At 73.1% G+C, this 2,149-nt stretch carries 2 protein-coding genes; one reads left to right on the top strand and one right to left on the bottom strand.

Going from position 1 to position 2,149, the window contains the following annotated elements:
• Positions 1-65: 65 nt before the first annotated feature.
• Positions 66-497: a hypothetical protein gene (locus HW445_RS28105; protein WP_180223670.1), complete on the bottom strand. Its 432-nt coding sequence runs from the start codon at positions 495-497 to the stop codon at positions 66-68.
• Positions 498-735: 238 nt separating this feature from the next.
• Between HW445_RS28105 and HW445_RS28100 the strand changes: the two genes are divergently transcribed.
• Positions 736-2,142, top strand: coding sequence for a DUF2252 domain-containing protein (locus tag HW445_RS28100; RefSeq protein WP_180223669.1), 1,407 nt, complete (start codon positions 736-738; stop codon positions 2,140-2,142).
• Positions 2,143-2,149: the final 7 nt, after the last annotated feature.

Below are 2,149 nucleotides of genomic sequence, written 5' to 3'. Positions count from 1 at the left end.
TGCCGTCGTCCCGGCTCGCGCCGTCGCGTGTCACGGGCAGCCCCGCTCTCGGGAGGACGCCGGTCTCAGGTGCCGAGGCCGTCGTCGCTGCGGACCACGCACAGGGCCCAGATGATGAAGCCCGAGATCGCGATCATCACCAGCGACCAGATCGGGAAGTAGGGCAGGGACAGGAAGTTCGCGATCACGACGAGCGAGGCGATGACCACGCCGGCGACCCGCGCCCAGGTCGCCGCCTTGAACAGCCCGGCGCTGAGCAGCACGGCCACCACGCCCAGAATCAGGTGGATCCAGCCCCAGCTCGTCAGGTCGAACTCGAACACGTAGTTCGGTGTGCTGACGAAGACCTCGTCCTCCGCCACGGCCATGATGCCCCGGAAGATGTTGAGCAGGCCGAGGAGGAGGAGCATCACGGCGGCGAAGGCCGTCAGGCCGGACGCCCATCCCTGCTTGGCCGTGCCCGCCGACCGGGTGTGTGAGGTGTTGGTCGCGCTCATGGTGTGCCTCATTTCGTCTGGTCCGGCTGCTCGGCGGGGAGTCCCCGGCCCTGCGCCGGTTCCGTGCCACGAACAGCCTGCTCCGGGCGGTGCCCCATCGGCCTCACCCGGCGGGGGTGAGCCGCGGGGGTCGTCCGGGTGGTCGGATGGAAATGACGGACACCAGCACGTTGCAGCGGCGCGGCACCGGCCGCAAGTCGGCCGCGCCGCTGCCCCGCCCGCACCAGGAGGCCGGAGCATGACCGTCCCCAGCGTCTTCACCCCGTCCCTCTCCCCCGCCGAACGCGCGGCGTACGGCCGGAGCGCGCGCGGCCGGGCGCCCCGTTCGGGCCACGGCCGCTACGCACCCGCGCCGCACCGCTTCGACCCGGTCTCGGTGCTCGACGAGCAGTCGGCCACCCGGGTGGCCGACCTGGTGCCGATCCGCTACGGCCGGATGCTGGAGTCGCCGTTCCGGTTCTACCGCGGTGCGGCCGCGGTCATGGCGGCGGACCTGGGGCCGCTGCCCGACACCGGGCTGCGGGTGCAGCTCTGCGGCGACGCCCACCCGCTGAACTTCCGGCTGCTCGCCTCGCCGGAACGCCGGCTGGTCTTCGACATCAACGACTTCGACGAGACCCTGCGGGGGCCGTTCGAATGGGACGTGAAGCGGCTGGCGTCCGGGTTCGTGACGGCGGCCCGGGCGAACGGGCTGCCCGTGAAGGAGCAGGACGCCGTCGTGCGGGCCTGCGTGCGGGCGTACCGGGAGCGGATGCGCCGGTTCGCCGGCATGCGCACCCTCGACATCTGGTACGCCCAGGACGACGCCGACCGGATCCGGGAACTGGCCTCCTCGATGGACGGCGAGGCCGGGCGCCGTGCCACCAAGGCCGCGGAGCGGGCCCGCACCCGCACCCATCTGCGCGCCTACGCCAAGCTGACCCGGATGACGGCGGAGGGCCGTCGCATCACCCCGGACCCACCGCTGGTCACTCCGCTCGGCCGTCTGCGGGACCGGCCCGCCCGGACGGTGCTCGAGGAGGAGATGCGCACCCTGCTGGAGGGGTACGCGCAGACGCTGCCGCCCGAGCGCAGGCACCTGCTGCGGCACTACCGCCTGGTGGACCTGGCCCGCAAGGTGGTGGGCGTCGGCAGTGTCGGCACGCGCTGCTGGATCGTGCTCCTGCTCGGCAGGGACGACGACGATCCCCTGCTGCTCCAGGCCAAGGAGGCCCAGGACTCGGTGCTGGCCCCGCACGCGGGCGGCGACCGCGAGGACAACCAGGGCCGCCGCGTGGTGACCGGACAGCACCTGATGCAGACGACCAGCGACATCTTCCTGGGCTGGACGCACGTGCGGGGACTCGACGGTCGGCCGCGGGACTTCTACGTCCGCCAGCTGTGGGACTGGAAGGGCATCCCGCGGCCGGAGACCATGGACCCGGAGCTGCTCGTCCTCTTCGCCCGGCTGTGCGGGGCCTGTCTGGCACGGGCCCACGCCCGCTCCGGCGACCCCGTCGCCCTCGCCGCCTACCTGGGCGGCAGCGACCGCTTCGACCGCGCCCTCGGCGAGTTCGCCCAGGCCTACGCCGACCAGAACGAGCGGGACTTCGCGGCGCTCCAGGCGGCCTTCCGCTCGGGCCGCATCAGCGCGAAGCGGCTGTGAGCGCACG

Origin of the sequence: Streptomyces sp. UH6 (genome assembly GCF_013421635.1) — a bacterium.
Lineage (GTDB): Bacteria > Actinomycetota > Actinomycetes > Streptomycetales > Streptomycetaceae > Streptomyces > Streptomyces abyssomicinicus.
This window is presented reverse-complemented; position numbering and strand designations above follow the sequence as displayed.